The sequence below is a fragment of the Halomonas sp. Bachu 37 genome (genome assembly GCF_039691755.1).
Classification (GTDB): domain Bacteria; phylum Pseudomonadota; class Gammaproteobacteria; order Pseudomonadales; family Halomonadaceae; genus Vreelandella; species Vreelandella kashgarensis.
In genome coordinates this window covers 364,551-376,953 of the sequence record NZ_CP137552.1, presented here as the reverse complement: position 1 = coordinate 376,953, position 12,403 = coordinate 364,551, and the positions used below count along the sequence as shown (strand labels likewise).

8 protein-coding genes are annotated in these 12,403 nt (G+C 59.1%); 3 read left to right on the top strand and 5 right to left on the bottom strand.

Annotated features, from left to right (window positions below):
• Positions 1-368 precede the first annotated feature (368 nt).
• Positions 369-623 carry a hypothetical protein gene (locus R5M92_RS01610; RefSeq protein ID WP_346797349.1) on the top strand — a complete coding sequence of 85 codons (255 nt, stop codon included), beginning with the start codon at positions 369-371 and terminating at the stop codon, positions 621-623.
• 71 nt (positions 624-694) lie between these two features.
• On the opposite strand, the gene R5M92_RS01605 is transcribed toward R5M92_RS01610, so the two are convergent.
• The 5 genes from R5M92_RS01605 to R5M92_RS01585 all read right to left on the bottom strand — a co-directional run bounded on the left by R5M92_RS01605 (position 695) and on the right by R5M92_RS01585 (position 8,296).
• A complete protein-coding gene (locus R5M92_RS01605) occupies positions 695-1,069 on the bottom strand; it encodes a sensory rhodopsin transducer (RefSeq protein ID WP_346797347.1) in 375 nt (124 codons plus the stop codon).
• Between the two features lie 72 nt (positions 1,070-1,141).
• Complete coding sequence (locus R5M92_RS01600; protein WP_346797345.1) at positions 1,142-2,161, bottom strand: SDR family oxidoreductase; 1,020 nt, start codon at positions 2,159-2,161, stop codon at positions 1,142-1,144.
• 21 nt (positions 2,162-2,182) lie between these two features.
• Positions 2,183-5,281, bottom strand: coding sequence for an FAD-binding and (Fe-S)-binding domain-containing protein (locus R5M92_RS01595; protein ID WP_346797343.1), 3,099 nt, complete (start codon positions 5,279-5,281; stop codon positions 2,183-2,185).
• A gap of 55 nt (positions 5,282-5,336) precedes the next feature.
• Positions 5,337-6,440: an enolase C-terminal domain-like protein gene (locus R5M92_RS01590; RefSeq protein WP_346797341.1), complete on the bottom strand. Its 1,104-nt coding sequence runs from the start codon at positions 6,438-6,440 to the stop codon at positions 5,337-5,339.
• A gap of 56 nt (positions 6,441-6,496) precedes the next feature.
• On the bottom strand, positions 6,497-8,296 hold the full coding sequence (locus R5M92_RS01585) for a thiamine pyrophosphate-requiring protein (RefSeq protein ID WP_346797339.1): 1,800 nt from the start codon (positions 8,294-8,296) through the stop codon (positions 6,497-6,499).
• Positions 8,297-8,593: 297 nt separating this feature from the next.
• Here R5M92_RS01585 and R5M92_RS01580 point away from each other — a divergent pair, with 297 nt between their 5' ends.
• Both R5M92_RS01580 and R5M92_RS01575 read left to right on the top strand, forming a co-directional pair.
• Complete coding sequence (locus tag R5M92_RS01580) at positions 8,594-10,414, top strand: glycoside hydrolase family 15 protein (RefSeq protein ID WP_346797337.1); 1,821 nt, start codon at positions 8,594-8,596, stop codon at positions 10,412-10,414.
• A 209-nt stretch (positions 10,415-10,623) separates the two neighbouring features.
• Positions 10,624-12,147, top strand: a complete 1,524-nt coding sequence (locus tag R5M92_RS01575; protein ID WP_346797335.1) for an alpha/beta hydrolase — start codon at positions 10,624-10,626, stop codon at positions 12,145-12,147.
• Positions 12,148-12,403: the final 256 nt, after the last annotated feature.

The following is a 12,403-nucleotide window of genomic DNA, read 5'->3' as shown; positions in this document are numbered from 1 at the left end:
TCATCGAAAGGGAGCAGTCGCCCACAAAAAAGCCCGACCTATGGCCGGGCTTTATAGCAACGAATCCTTTAACGTCTCTCACGAGCATCCTGTCCGTGCATCCTTGGGCAACGCGAGACACTCCTGTCTCGTCTTCCTTGAAACGCGTCCTTGCATTGAACTTACAGTGCCAGAGCAGAATCCGATATAAACTAACCTAGGTTATGAAAAGGATGTCTATTAGAGAAATGGTCGCGATTTACTTTAAACGGACCAAGCATTAAATCTAAAAATATCATGTCGTATCGCTACTTATCCTGACCGTCACTCATAAAGCGCAAACAGTAGCAGCGCTCAGGGGACATAGCATTTGAACCACGGAGAAGGTCATGAACGAGCTACGTACGGAAACCTATCAATTCGAGGCTGTCAGTGAAAACGGCGAAACAGAGCTGATGGTGGCGGAAATCGAGCACCATATCGAACGTTCTCTCACAGGAATCGAGGAGAGCCGCGGCAGAGCGAGCTTGCGTACCATTGGCGGAAAACCCATTCATGTGGCAGCCGGCAAACTGATTAACTCGGAGAATGGAGTTACCTATACCACGGAGGACAAGCGAATCAGGGAAGAATTCTTAACTTAGCCTCGCTGCCTGAATTTTTCTAGTTTCCTGAACTTGCCCTAAAAGTGTAGCGGTAGCATCTTTTGCAAACGTCATTTGACAGGAAATGCCACCGTACTCAGCAATGCCAATTCGCTCTGGCGTGAGTCCAGCCGAGTATGCTGCACAACGATTGGAACATTGGACTGGATAACGCTGGCGTAATCGGTATCACGAGGTACTGGTTCGGGGTTATCAAGGTCGTTGAAGCGTACGTGCCGCGTTCGCTGTGCCGGTACATCGATCCTATAAGGCCCCACCGGGTCGCGGTCGGAAAAATACAGCATGATGCGTACCTCGGCGTCTACCTCCGTGGCATTAAGTATGCAAGCCGTTTCATGACTCGTCATTTGCGGCTCGGGGCCGTGACCGGAGCCAGGTATATACCCTTCGGCGATAGCCCAGCAGGTACTTCCCACCTTTTCCATTTTCTTCTCCTCTAATCCTGTTGTTGGCTCATTGGCTAGTTGGCATCGACAACGTTGCTAAGAACAACGGCGCTAACGGTAGCGAGAATGACGGGGTTTCTTCTGCATGCCCAAGACAGCCAATGCGCCGACCAGTGCCGCACCGGCAATAAACCCTATCTGGCCGCGATGGGTGGCCATCCACAGCTGGGGACTATCGTCGTGAGATTCGGGATTGAAACGACCCCGAGCTCCCATGTCGCCCTTGACCGACTGCCATAGGTTATCGGGCGCCTCGGGATCTCTTGGCTCTGGCGTCTGCTGCCCACTGACAGCGGTTTTAGCCAGGAAGCGATCCATCAACGCGGGCGCCAGCTTGTTCCCCCAGACAGTCAGCGCCGAAGAAGCACCGACATACAGCTCGCGCCGGCGATGCCGGGCGGCCCAGACGATAGCCCGCGCGCCGACCTCGGGCTGGAATACCGGCGACATGGGCCGCGCCCGGTGGGGCATGTAGCTCTTGCACCAATCGAACTGCGGTGTATTGAGCGCCGGCATTTCCACCAGCGTGACATGAACGTCGCTGCCCTCGTTCAGCAACTCGCAGCGCAGCCCTTCGGTCATGCCTTTGATGGCGTGCTTGGCACCGCAGTACGCTGTCTGCAGGGGTATCGGGCGATACGCCAGCGCCGAACCGACCTGGACGATGGTGCCGCGATTGCGCGGCCGCATGCGCCGCAGTGCTGACATGGTGCCATGCACGTAGCCCAGATAGGTCACCTCGGTGACCCGCCGAAACTCCTCTGCACTCATTTCGTGCAGAGGCGAGAATACCGTGGTCATGGCGCCGTTGACCCACACGTCGATGGGACCGAGCTCGGCTTCGATCTGTTCTGCCGCGCGTTCCACCTGATCGGCGCTGGCAACATCGGCGCTCACCGTCACCGCTCGCGCGCCCAGCGCTTCGACCTCGCTTTTTACCGCCTCGAGGCGCTCAGGGCTGCGCGAGATTAGTCCCATATCAGCACCGTGACGGGCAAATTCCCGTGCCGCGGCTCGCATCAGGCCCGCTCCGGCCCCGGTGATGACGACGACTTGCTGCTTCTGCTCCATGGTCAAGCCTCCTTCGATAGGTTACAGACGACGGCGCAGGCGGCGACGGTTCAAGCCCCACAGCAGCAGCCCACCGGCGGCCACCGCACCGGCCACCGTCGCGGCGCGGCGATTGGCTTGCCGCTGGGCCAGCGCCCGGCGCTGTATGATGGCCTGCTCCGGCGGGCCGACCGATGATTGCAGCGAAGTGTCCATGGCCATGCGCAGCACCTCGGCGATATGCAGCGCGCGCCGGTCCGTGCTCCCGGCGATCTGCTCGCGGCAGCTGAAACCGTCGGTGATGATCAGGGTCTCCTCGTCGGCCTCGCGCACCTGGGGCAACAGCACCCGCTCGCCAGCGGCCATGGAGACGTCGTACTTGTCGCGCTCGAAGCCGAACGAGCCGGACATGCCGCAGCAGCCGGAGTCGAGCACCTCGAAATCCAGCCCCATCTGCTTCATCAGGGTCTTTTCGGCATCCAGATGCATGATGGCTTTATGGTGGCAGTGGCCGTGCACCAGCGCCCTGCGAGTCAGCCGCGGTGGCCGATAATCCTCGGCCCGCTGCACCAGGAACTCGCTGAGCATCATGCTATTGTCGTGCAGCCGCCGGGCGCGCTCGTCATCGGGGAAGAGGTTGATCAGCTCGTCGCGGAACACCGCGATGCATGAAGGCTCCAGGCCGATAATCGGCATGTTCGTCTCGATGGCCGTCCCTAGCGCGGCCATCACCTGCCTCAGGTACGCCTTGGCGTCGTCGAGCATGCCGAAGTCGTAGAGCGGCCGGCCGCAGCAGAGCCCCTCGGGCGGAATCAACACACGATAACCCGCCGCCTCGAGCACCTCGGTGGCGGCCCGGGCAGTCTCGGGATAGAAATGGTTACTAAAGGTATCCGCCCACAACATTACCGGCGCGGCCTGCTCATTGACTATCGGCCGCTTGGCGAACCAGGCCTTGAACGTCTCGGGGGCGTATACCGGTGCCTGGCGCGGCTGGGGCATGGAAGTAATGGCCTTGATGACATGGCTTAGCGGCGGCGTCTGGCTGACGAAGTTGACCACTGCGGGAATCTTCGAGGCCAGTCGTGACCAGCGGTCGATGAAGCCGAAGGCGTAGTGGTTGAGCGGACGCCGGTGCGCTTCAAAGTAGTGCGACAGGAACTCGGCCTTGTAGGTGGCCATGTCGACGTTAACCGGGCAGTCGCCCTTGCAGCCCTTGCAGGCCAGACAAAGGTCCAATGCATCACGCACTTCCTCGGACTGCCAACCGTCGGTGATCACCTCAGCATTCATCATCTCGAACAGCAGCCGCGCCCGACCGCGTGTGCTGTGCTTCTCCTCGCGGGTCACCATGTAGCTCGGACACATGGTGCCCTCGTCGCTGCGGCACTTGCCGACGCCGACGCAGCGAAACGCCACCCGCCCGAAGCTGCGCTCGTCCTCGGGAAACTGGAAGTAGGTCTCCACGGGTGCCGGCGCGTAATCACGCAGGCGCAGATTCTCGTCGAGCCGGTAGGGGTCGATGACCTTGCCGGGGTTCATCATCCACTGCGGGTCCCAGATGCGCTTGAACTCGCGAAACGCCTCGATCAGTTCGGGTCCGTACATGCGCTCCAGCAGCTCGCCGCGGGCCTGGCCGTCGCCATGCTCGCCGGAGAGCGAACCGCCGTAGGAGACCACCAAATCGGCGGCTTCCTCGACGAAGGCACGGTACTTGCGCACACCCTCCTCGCTGTGCAGGTCGAAATCGATGCGCGAGTGAATGCAGCCCTGGCCGAAGTGACCGTACAAGGCCCCTTCAAAGCCGTGCTTCTCGTAGAGCGCCTTGAGGTCGCGGATGTAGTCGCCGACCTTCTCCGGCGGTACGGCGGAGTCCTCCCAGCCGGGCCAGTGCGGTTTCTTCTTGGGCGGCGGGAACGCCGTCGCGCCCAGCCCGGCCTTGCGCACCTCCCAGATGCGCAAGGCTTCATCGGCATCGTCGACGATCTGATAGTCCGTGGGGGCGCTGGCGGAGCGCTGCAGTATCTCGAGCAGCCGCTTTGCCTGGGCGCAGGTATCGGCGGAATCCTCGCCGCCGAATTCGATCATCAGGAAGGCGTCGCCCTGGGGCATCTGTTCGAGGGTCTCGACGTTCATGTGCTGGTCGGCCTCGTGCTGGAATAGCCGCTTGTCGATGGCCTCCAGCGCGATCGGCCGCGCCTCGATAATGGCCGGCACATGGTCACCAGCGGCCTCCACGCTGTCGAAGCCCACCACCATCAGGGTGCGATGCCTGGCGTTCTCGGTCAGTTTGAGGGTAGCGTGGAGCACCGTCACGCAGGTGCCCTCGGTGCCGCACAGAGCACTCGCCAGGTTGAAGCCGCGCTCCGGCAGCAGGTCGTCGAGATTGTAGCCCGAGACGCGGCGCGGCATGTGCTCGATCTGTGGATAACCGCGGCGGATCTGCTCGAGGTAGCGGTCGCGGAGCGCCTTCAGCTTGGCGAAGATTTCTCCCTTGCGCCCGCCCGCGGCGATGATGGCGTCGATCTCCTCCTCGCGATAGCCATCCTTGAGCGTCATGCGCTCGCCGTCGTAGGTGATAACGTCCAGCGACGCCACGTTGTCGCAGGTGCGCGGTCCGTGGCCGTAGCACTGAGCCTGGACGGAATGCACCCCGCAGGAGTTGTTGCCGATATTGCCGCCGATGGTGCACCACTCGTGGGTGGCGGGGTCCGGTGGAAACACCAGGTTGTACGATGCCAGCGCCTGGTTGACCTTGTCGTTGATCGCCCCGCCCTGCACCGTGACCCGGCGGTTATCGCTGTCGATCTCGATGGCGTCGAGGTACTTGGAGTGATCCATTACCACGGCGTGGTTGACGGCCTCCCCCGACAAACTGGTGCCAGCGCCCCGCGACAGGATGGCCACGCCGTGAGCGTGGCAGATGCGGTGGATGGCGATGATATCCTCCACCGAGCGGGGAATGGTGACGCCGATCGGAGGCTGGCGGTAGTTCGAGGCGTCGTTGGCGTAGAGCGCCCGACTGCCGTCATCGAATCGCACCTCGCCGTCGATCGCCTCGGCGAGCGCTTCGCCCAGGCGACGATACGCCTGCGCCTCGTCTCCGGTCTGCGATTGAGAAGTACTGATCACGTCTTCCATGGCAATCCTTGCGCTTAACGAGTCTATGATAAGTAAGCGCCAAACGGTGAAGCGCTCATACAATCCGATAGCGCTCCGCCTGGTGGTGCCTGAACGTCAGCCCCAGGCCGGGCTGGCCAAGGTCGGGGCTCAGGTTGCCCTGTGAATCCGGCTCGGCGACCCCCTCGAACAGCATCGATTCGATCCGTACATGATCGTGAAAATACTCCAGATGCCGCGTTCGCGTCGTGGCGCAGCCAGGGTGCAGGTGCAGCGCTGGTGCGGTATGGGCGGAGAGCGGGATCTGGTGGGCATCGCACAGTGCGGCGACATCGAGAAAGCCAGTGATTCCGGCACAACGGGTCAGGTCGGCCTGCAGCACGTCCACCGCTCCCGCCTCGAGCATGCGCCGGAAATAAGGCAAGCCGTAGCCGTACTCGCCAGCGGAGATCTCGACACCGCCCGGTGCGCGGTCGCGTAGCAGGCGCAGGCCCGCCAGGTCATCCGACGATACCGGCTCTTCGAACCAGCTCACGCCATGGGTGGCGAAGGCCTCGGCCATGGCCAGCGCCTGCTTGCGGGCATAGGCGCCATTAGCGTCCACAAACAGCTCGGCTTCGGGGCCGATCGCTTCGCGCGCCAGGCGGATACGCTCCAGGTCTCGCTCGGGCTCGCGACCAATCTTCATTTTCACGCGCGGGATACCTGCCTCGACCCAGCCGCCAAGCTGACGCTGAAGGCCTTTTACCGAATAGGAGGTGAAGCCGCCGCTGCCGTAGACCGGCACCGTCGGGCGCACTGCACCCAGCAGCGAGACCAGCGGCAGATCGAGCAATCGTGCCTTCAGATCCCATAGCGCCACGTCGACGGCGGCGATCGCCATCGAACTGATGCCCGGCCGACCAAGGTTGCGAATCGCATCGACCATCTTCAGCCAGCCGCCGCGCACCGCCAGCGCATCGTGCCCTTCGATAAGGGCGGCGAGCTTGTCGCGAATCAGCGTGGCGCAGGATTGGTGCGCGTAGGTGTAGCCGAGCCCGCATGTTCCGCCGACGCTAAGCTCGACCAGCACCAGGGTGGTGGTATCCCAGGTGAGGGTGCCGTCGGATTCCGGTGCATCGGTGGGGATCTCGTAAGCCGACACCTCGACGGTTTCGATCGGAATATGCGGCTGAAGCATCGCAACTCCTCCTTTCGCGCACGAAGACCACCCACACGGTGATCAGCGAACGAAGCTCAGTGCTTGCGCAACTTGGGAGTGAACTCCCGCGCAAACTGCTTGAACGAAGCCTTGACGATGCCCAGCGCATCAGGATCGCCGTGCATCAGTGCCGACATGTAAGCCTGTGCCTGTTCGCGCTTGATGTGCGGAGGTATCGGCGGCACGTTGGGGTCGGCGACCACCTCCATGACCACCGGTCTGTCGGCGGCAAGCGCACGATCCCAGGCTCCCGCCAAGGCGTCGGGCTCGGTAACCTTGATGCCCTCCAGGCCGATCAGCTTGGCATACTCGGCATAAGGGAAATCGGGAATGTCCTGGGAGGCCTCGTATTTTGGGTCGCCCTCCATCACGCGCATCTCCCAGGTCACCTGGTTGAGGTCCTGGTTGTTGAGCACCATGATTACCAGGTTCGGATTGCTCCAGCGTTGCCAGTACTTGGCGATGGTGACCAACTCCATATTGCCAGCCATCTGCATGGCACCGTCACCGACCATGGCGATCACCGGGCGGTCGGGATGGGCGAACTTGGCGGCGATGGCGTAGGGCACGCCGTTGCCCATGGTGGCAAGCCCGCCGGAAAGCGAGGCCATCATGCCGCGGCGCAGCTTCAGATCACGTGCATACCAGTTGGCGGCGGAGCCGGAGTCGCTGGTCAGGATGCAGTTATCGGGCAGCCTGGGCGAAAGCTCCCAGAAGATCCGCTGCGGATTGACCGGATCGGCCTCGGCCATGGCGCGCTCCTCGAGCACATCCCACCACTGAGCGATACTCTTCTCGAGATGCTCGCGCCAGTCACGGTCGGTCTTCTGCGTGAGGTGCGGCAGCAACGCCTGCAGGGTCGCGGCGCTGTCCCCTATCAGGTTGACCTCCATGGGATAGCGCATGCTCACCTGACGGGCGTCGATATCGATCTGAACGCCTCGTGCCTGGCCTTCCTCGGGCAGGAACTCGGAATAGGGGAAGCCCGAACCGATCATCAGCAGAGTGTCGCAGTTCGACATCATCTCCCAGCTGGGGTTGGTACCCAGCAGCCCGATCGAGCCGGTGACGAAGGGTAGATCGTCGGGCACCGCCGCCCGCCCGAGCAGCGCCTTGGCCACCCCGGCGCCGAGCTTCTCGGCGATCTGGATCACCTCATCGGTGGCACCCAAGGCGCCTGCGCCGACCAAAATTCCCACGCGCTCACCCTCGTTGAGTACCTGCGCTGCCCGCCTGAGATCGTCTTCGTGCGGTACCGTGCGCGGCGGGGTGTAGCCGACCCCGGAGTGGACGGTGCCATGCGCCCTCGGCGGCTTTTCCACGGCCGGCTGGGTCTGCAGGTCGCTGGGAATGATGATCGCGGTCACGGTGCGCTCGGAGAGAGCGATGCGGATCGCCCGATCCACCAGGTGGCGTATCTGGGCCGGACTGGTCGCCATATGCACGTATTCGTGGGCGACATCCTTGAACAGCGACACCAGATCCACTTCCTGCTGATACTCACCGCCCATGGCGGCGCGCGCCTGTTGGCCGACGATGGCCACCACCGGCTGGTGGTCCTTCTTGGCATCATAGAGTCCGTTGAGCAGGTGAATCGCCCCGGGGCCGGAGGTGGCGGTGCAGATGCCCACCTCGCCGGTGAACTTGGCGTGGGCGCAGGCCATGAACGCGGCCATCTCCTCGTGTCGGGTCTGGATGAACTCGAACTGATCGTCGGCTCGGTTCAGCGCCCCCATGATGCCGTTACTGCCATCACCGGGATAACCGTAAATACGGCTGATTCCCCATTCCCCAAGCCGCTTGAGCAGAAAATCGCCTACCTGTTGCTCACTCATATCAAGCCTCCATACCCAAAGCATCTCATTTTAGCTAAGCTCTAATTAATGCTTAAACATGCATGACTTAAAGGTATAGACCCTCGAAACCGCGACGGTCAATGTGGATAATCATCTCATTCAACTTAATCCTAGTAGTGCTAACAATTTGTTTTTTAAAGTTATTAATAAACCTGAAATTAATTTAAAAATAATTTTTATTCAGTTATTTAAGCCCATTACCTGATGCCTTCATTTGCCGCATCACCGTCTGATGTTTAAGTTAAAAGCGCCTTCGATGAACAAGGACAGCCAAGCATGGGACAGTTATCAAGAATCGAAAAATACGGTTTTATCGGCAACATGCGCACAGCTACTCTCATCGACGACAACGGTTCGATCGACTGGCTATGTCTGCCTCGTTTCGATTCGGATGCCTGTTGCGCTAAGTTGATAGGCGAGCCGGACAATGGCTATTGGAAACTATGGCCCACTGAAGAAGTCATTTCTCAAACCCGATGTTACCGCGGTGAAACCCTGGTCCTTGAAACAGTCGTGGAAACGGCGTCGGGCAGTGCTTCGATCATCGATTTCATGCCCCTTTCGCGTGACGCCGCTAATGTTGTGGATGTGATCCGTATCGTCGAAGGCCACGAGGGCACGGTGGAGATGCAACTGCATGCTATCTTTCGTTTCGGGTATGGCCATGTAGCCCCTTGGGTGCATCGGCGTAAAAAAGGCATCACGGCGGTATCCGGCCCCGATAGCTTGCGCCTGGAAACCTCCGTGGAACTGGAAACCAATGAGGATGACATAAGGGGCACTTTCACCATTGAAGCAGGCCAGAGCGTGCCCTTCGTGCTCACCTGGTATCCCTCCTTTCACAATGAACCTGCCTCCCGCAATGCTCAGCGGGCATTGCGGGAAACCGAGAAATGGTGGCAGGAATGGAGCGCGCGCTGCGATATCAGCGAAGAATTTCGCGAGCCGGTCGTCCGCTCATTGATCACGCTCAAGGCGCTCACCCATATCGAGACCGGAGGCATGGTCGGCGCCGCCACCACTTCACTACCCGAGGAGACGGGCGGTCGACTCAACTGGGATTACCGCTACACCTGGTTGCGGGACACCACGTTTACCCTGTATGCCCTGCTTTCGTCAGGTTACCGGAACGAAGCCTGCGCCTGGCGTGAATGGTTGCTGCGCTCGGTAGCCGGTGATCCCGCCAAGCTCCAGCCCGTCTATGGCCTCGCCGGTGAGCGTCGTCTTTACGAACACCAACTCGACTGGCTAACCGGTTTCAATGACAGCCGTCCGGTACGTGTCGGTAACCTTGCCGACCAGCAGCAGCAACTGGATATCTACGGTGAAGTCATGGATGGCCTGCATTTCAGTCGCGTTCATCATATCGAGCCCACAGAAGATATCTGGGCTGTGCAATGCCAACTGATCGAGTTTCTCGAAAAGCACTGGCAGGAAAAAGGCATGAGCCTGTGGGAGCATCGTGGCCCGGCGCAGCATTACACACACTCGAAAGTCATGGCCTGGGTTGCCGTCGACCGCGCCATCAAAGGCGTAGAAGAATTCGGGCTCGACGGCGATCTCGAGCACTGGCGTGCCCTTCGCCAGGAGATCCATGCTGAAGTCTGCGAGAAAGGATTCAATCGCAAGCTCAACTCATTCGTGGAATATTACGGTTCGGATACACTGGATGCATCGCTATTACTGCTACCGCAAGTCGGGTTCTTACCCGCAAAGGACCCCCGCATGCAGGGCACGATCGAAGCCATACAGCATGACCTCGTCCATGAAGGTTTCGTGTACCGTTTCAGGGACGCCAGGAAAGAACAACGTCTTACCGATGGCGAAGGCGCTTTTATCGTCTGTGGTTTTTGGCTTGTCGACGCACTGATTCTTCTGGAACGCAAAGACGAGGCACACGCCCTCTTCAACAAGCTCCTCGGCATACGCAATGACCTGGGGCTACTAAGCGAAGAGTACGACCCCGTTCGACAATGCCAGCTCGGCAATTTCCCCCAAGCCTTTTCGCATGTCGGTCTGATCAACAGCGCCCACAACCTCAGCTGCTGCAGCAAACAAGGAAGAAAAGGCCCGGCCGAAGAGCGGGGTGAAGAGTGAACGAAGCGACTTATAAGCGAAGCGGACGTGCGGCGAGAACAGATCCTCTTGAGGATGTTGCCCCAAACAAACAGCCCGCCACCCCGGCGGGCTGTTTGTTGGAAAATCTCAATCACTGTTGCTTAGGGTTTACTCAACTATAGTGGGGCTACGGCAAAGCATTTGCCGTCTTTCTCGCTAACATAACTAACTATGAATGGAGAGACGTCATGCGCCACAACAAGTATAAAGCTTTCGGCAGTCTATGCCTGATGACTTTGCTAGGCACCGGACTGGCTCATGCAGAAACCAACGACAACTCTATACCTCGGCTAGAAAGCACCTCTTGTGCTGCACAAGCGCTTGAAGACCTCAATGCCAGTTGCTACACCTTCTATGGTCAAGAAAACTGGGACGACCCAAACGGGAATACGATTGAACTCCCCATAGGTGTTATCGACCCAGAGACTGAAAACGAAGCCGACGCGGAAAGTGATCCCGTGGTCTTTTTCCCCGGCGGCCCAGGGTACTCCATCCTCGGCAATACTGATTACATTGAGCAACTGCGCAAGGATATTGGCAACCGCTCATTAGTGGTGTTTGATCCTCGCGGCTTTAAGCATGCCATTCCTTCATTGGAGTGCCCAGGCTATGCAGCCGTGTCTCCGTACCACAATATTATCCACACGCCGGCGCTAACGTCTTCGCTCGATCCCATGGAACGGATGAAACACATCACGAAGGAAGTAGCCGATTGTTACCAAAAGCTTGAAGATGAGGGCATTGAGGTTGCTCAATATACGGAAAGCGCCACTTCACGCGATGTCGAAGAGATTCGTAACCTGCTTAATTATGACAACGTGAATATTTTCGGTTCCTCTACCGGGAGTGGCACAGCGCTGTCCTATGTTCGCTATTACCCCGACAGTGTGAGAGCCGCCGTTCTTGGCTGGCCCTGGTACACCAGCCTTCGCAATAGATCGCCGTTAGATGAGTTCTATACATTAAAACGTCGATTCACGGACGTTCTGGCCATGTGCGTTGAAGACAGCGAAGCCTGTCGAGAACAGATCCCAACATGGTTCTTAGCTGTTGATAGAGCGCGCCGTGCATTGGATAACAAGCCCTATATTGCCCAAGTGGAATCAGAGGGCGAGCAGAAAACGCTATACTTTGATGGTGCCGCTTTTCTCGACACTCTTTACCTGATGCTGCCGCAATATTATGCCGAACTGCCCCGCATCGTTTCACAAGTGCCTGAAGGCGACTACTCATCGCTTTATGGCTTCTTCATGATTGACGAATACAACCCAGTTACCGAAGCACCCAACTATGCCATGGGCGCGTTCCTGGCTCAGGCCTGCAACGACATGGGGACCAATCGGCCTACGCCACAAGACTCGATTGCAGCTATACAGCGAGAACCTGCCATTATTGGCTTTGAACCTATCTGGCTCTGCGCCTGGTGGGGCGGAGATGGCGACGTACCGCCCGAGCATAACGACATCGTAACGGCAGAGACACCCGCCCTGGCGATCCATGGCCAGATGGACCCTTGCTGCGGCACTCGCTGGAGTGATGAGCTTGCCGACACCATGCCCAATCTACAGGCCATCGAGATGCAGGCTCTGGGGCATAGTCCGGTCAATGATTGTCGCTCCACCGTTATTAACGAATTCCTTGGCGACCCAATCGCGCAGGTGGACACTAGTTGCCAAAACGAAGTACCGCTCGATGATTGGCAACTGAAGTAGTAAACACACTTTACCTTAAGCTGCAGAATCCAAACCTATGTATCTGATTAATAGTTTCACTAAAAGCCCGCAACGTGCGGGCTTTTTCATGGATCCATGCTTGGAGTGCTTTTTTCTGCGAGTTCCCCGCCCCCTCCAGGGAATGATTCCGTTTCAGATTGGTCACAACGAGCGATGCAGATACGCGCGAGATATGAGAAACTTCCGTCCTTTTTGGACGCTTCACGATCGTTGCCATACTTGCCCCTCGATGTAC

Excerpts from the sequence above, each read along its gene's own strand:
- R5M92_RS01610 (WP_346797349.1), top strand. The coding sequence starts at position 369 with ATGAACGAGCTACGTACGGAAACCTATCAATTCGAGGCTGTCAGTGAA.
- R5M92_RS01605 (WP_346797347.1), bottom strand. The coding sequence starts at position 1,069 with ATGGAAAAGGTGGGAAGTACCTGCTGGGCTATCGCCGAAGGGTATATA.
- R5M92_RS01600 (WP_346797345.1), bottom strand. The coding sequence starts at position 2,161 with ATGGAGCAGAAGCAGCAAGTCGTCGTCATCACCGGGGCCGGAGCGGGC.
- R5M92_RS01595 (WP_346797343.1), bottom strand. The coding sequence starts at position 5,281 with ATGGAAGACGTGATCAGTACTTCTCAATCGCAGACCGGAGACGAGGCG.
- R5M92_RS01590 (WP_346797341.1), bottom strand. The coding sequence starts at position 6,440 with ATGCTTCAGCCGCATATTCCGATCGAAACCGTCGAGGTGTCGGCTTAC.
- R5M92_RS01585 (WP_346797339.1), bottom strand. The coding sequence starts at position 8,296 with ATGAGTGAGCAACAGGTAGGCGATTTTCTGCTCAAGCGGCTTGGGGAA.
- R5M92_RS01580 (WP_346797337.1), top strand. The coding sequence starts at position 8,594 with ATGGGACAGTTATCAAGAATCGAAAAATACGGTTTTATCGGCAACATG.
- R5M92_RS01575 (WP_346797335.1), top strand. The coding sequence starts at position 10,624 with ATGCGCCACAACAAGTATAAAGCTTTCGGCAGTCTATGCCTGATGACT.